This window comes from Kocuria sp. WRN011, assembly GCF_002295155.1.
Classification (GTDB): domain Bacteria; phylum Actinomycetota; class Actinomycetes; order Actinomycetales; family Micrococcaceae; genus Kocuria; species Kocuria carniphila.
On record NZ_NSGI01000018.1, the window covers coordinates 1 to 2,843 of the forward strand.

3 protein-coding genes are annotated in these 2,843 nt (G+C 63.2%); all 3 read right to left on the reverse strand.

What is annotated here, in order from left to right; genetic code table 11:
• Positions 1–273 precede the first annotated feature (273 nt).
• Positions 274–663 carry a transposase gene (locus CKW39_RS15840; protein ID WP_254049469.1) on the reverse strand — a complete coding sequence of 130 codons (390 nt, stop codon included), beginning with the start codon at positions 661–663 and terminating at the stop codon, positions 274–276.
• A gap of 26 nt (positions 664–689) precedes the next feature.
• Positions 690–1,070, reverse strand: coding sequence for a hypothetical protein (locus tag CKW39_RS15845; protein WP_254049470.1), 381 nt, complete (start codon positions 1,068–1,070; stop codon positions 690–692).
• Positions 1,071–1,415: 345 nt separating this feature from the next.
• Positions 1,416–2,606 (reverse strand): alcohol dehydrogenase catalytic domain-containing protein, encoded by a 1,191-nt coding sequence (locus CKW39_RS15180; protein WP_095798957.1) that lies wholly within the window; start codon positions 2,604–2,606, stop codon positions 1,416–1,418.
• Positions 2,607–2,843: the final 237 nt, after the last annotated feature.

Sequence of the window (2,843 nt, forward strand, 5' to 3'; positions counted from 1 at the left end):
TATGGTTAAGCATTGTCGAGGTCCTTGGTGCGAGCAGAGGTAAGAGTCCGCTCATCATCGAGGACCTCGACGTCTATCCCCAGCTACCCCGCACCACCGGCGCGCCCACACTCAACTCTGAAGAGCCGGTTATGCAATCTGCGGTTACCGGCATCGCCGCGGGCCCGAGCGGCCGCCGGTGCCAGGTCCCAGCGATCGCGCATGGTCTTGCCGATGCGGTAGGCCGGGCGGTGGTGCCAGGCGGCTTCGACCAGCAGCCGCCTGGCGTGGGTGTTACCGGTCTTGGGTGTCCGGCCCCTGTGCTCTGCTGGCTCCGGAGGAGTACTCGGAGGGCACCAACCCGACGAAGGCCCCGATGGTGTCACCGGTGAAGCGGCGCCAGTCCCCGATCTCTACGGCCAGCCCGAACCCGGTCAGCGTGGAGATCCCGCGCAAGCACCCCAGCCGGTGGACCACCTCGGCGAATTGGGACTCGGCGGCCATCTTGGTAATCTCTTGATCCAGTCGGTCACGGCGGGCCGCAGTGACCAGCACCGTCTCGTGCTCGGCATCAAAAGCCATCCGCGTCGCCGGGAATTCCAAGTACTGGCGGGCCAGCCACGCGTGATGGGCCCCGGTCCAAGCCTGCCCACCGTCATAGACGATCCCATGACGCAGCAGCAAGTTTGAAAGCCGGTGGCGGTCGCGCATCAGATCTGAACGGCAGTCCCCCCGGCCCGTACCAGATCCCGGGCGGCTTCTTGCTCCACCGACGGCACCACCACGCCGGTGACCTCATCCAAACGCAGCAACCGGGCCAGGTGCACCGCGTCCTTCGCATCAGTCAACACCGGGTCCCCGGAAGGCCGTTGCAGCTTCGACGGGGCCGCGACCACGCACCGGATCCCGTCTGCGTTCAATATCCGGGCCAGGCCGAAGCCGGTGGGGCCGGCCTCGTACGTCACCGCCACCGGGCCGGGTAGCTGGCGGATCAAGGACCGAATATGGTCATAATTCGGGGCCAACCGGGTCTGGAGTAGTTCACCGGTCACACCGTCGCTGGCTGCGGCCGCCACAGATCGGGCGTGCACATCCAGCCCTACGCTCGTACGCTTGCGTAAACACCGGGGCCTCCCACAACTGTTGGATAGACCGGGCAAGGGACATCTTGTCCGGTAACCCACGAATATCTGTGAGCGAGGCCCCGGCCCGGAACCCCTCCACCACAGACGGGTCACTACATACCGTCTAGAACCCACCGTTGAACCCGCCTGCCGCCACGGGGTCAGTTTTCACGTGCCGCCGACCGGGTTCACGGCCAGCTGTTTTCCTAACCGGCTATAGAGAGAACGAAAAGGCGCCCTCAGCCTGAGGCGCGTCCTGGCGGCACTGAGGCCCTGGCAAATTGCCAGGGCCTCAGTGCCGAGTGGGCAAGATCAGGAGGCGATCATGCCGTGCGGGTCGATGATGTACTTCTCCTGCGAGCTGTTGTCGAAGTCCGCGTAGGCCTGAGGAGCATCGTCAAGGCCGATGACCTTGGTCTGCAGCATGTCCGACAGGTACGGCATGCGGTCCCACAGGATCGCCTGCATCAACTCGTAGTTGTAATGCATGATCGGCGCCTGGCCAGCGGTGATCTTCGGGGACTTAATCCAGGCATTGCCGAATTCAATCGGGTAGATGCCGTTCTGCTCGTCCTTGGAATCCGCCAGGGGGTCAGGCCCATAGATGCCGATGATGCCGGTGGCGCCTCCCGCGCGGGTAACGTCGATCACCTGGTTGATCGCATAGGCCGGATCCTCTTTGTCCGCGTCCTTGCCGATGCCGTGAGCTTCGGTGCCGACGTAGTCCACGGCGCAGTCGACCATCGGCTCGCCAAGGATCTTTTCGATCTGGTCCTGCAGCGGGACATCCTCGTTGAGGTCAATGGTTTCGCAACCGTTGCGCTTCATTAGGGCCAAGCGATCCTTGTCGTGGTCGCCGACGATGATGCAGGACGCCCCCAGCAGGCGCGCAGCCGCGGCGCCGCAACGGCCCACGGGGCCGGCCCCCGCGATGTAGACAGTGGACCCGGGCTTGGCGCCAGCCTCCATGAGGCCGTGGAAGGCAGTCGGGAGGATGTCAGAGAGAAGCGCCAGATCGCGGATCTTCTCCATGGCCTGGTCACGGTCCGGGAACTTCAGCAGCTGGAAGTCCGCATAGGGAACAAAAAGATACTCGGCCTGTCCGCCGTCCCAGCCGCCCAGGTTGAAGCCGTAGGCAGCGGAATCGGCGTCCGGGTTGCAGGTCTGGCAGACCTCGGTACGACCGTTGCGGCAGTTACGGCAGCGGCCGCAAGCCACGTTGAAGGGAACCGAGACCAGGTCGCCTTCCTTCAGGAACTCGACGTCAGAGCCGATTTCCACGACTTCCCCGGTCATCTCATGCCCCATGACCATGCCTTCCGGGGCGGGGAAGGATCCACGGTAGATGTGGAGGTCACTACCGCAGATGTTGGAAGCCACGATCTTTAGGACAACACCGTGGGGTGCCTTCTTGCCGTTGGGCATCTGGAGCTTCGGAAAGTCCAGATCCTCAACCTGCATGTTCTTCACGCCGCGGAAGACGACGGAACGGTTGCCTGCCATGTTCATCACTCCTTCTTGAGATTTCACACGGGGGACCCCGGGGAGACTCGGTTCAGCCCTAGTTTTGCGGATTCTCTCAGTGAGCCACAGGTCTCTCACAAACCATAACAGGCTCTTCAGAGTTGAGTGTGGGCGCGCCGGTGGTGCGGGGTAGCTGGGGATAGACGTCGAGGTCCTCGATGATGAGCGGACTCTTACCTCTGCTCGCACCAAGGACCTCGACAATGCTTAACCATA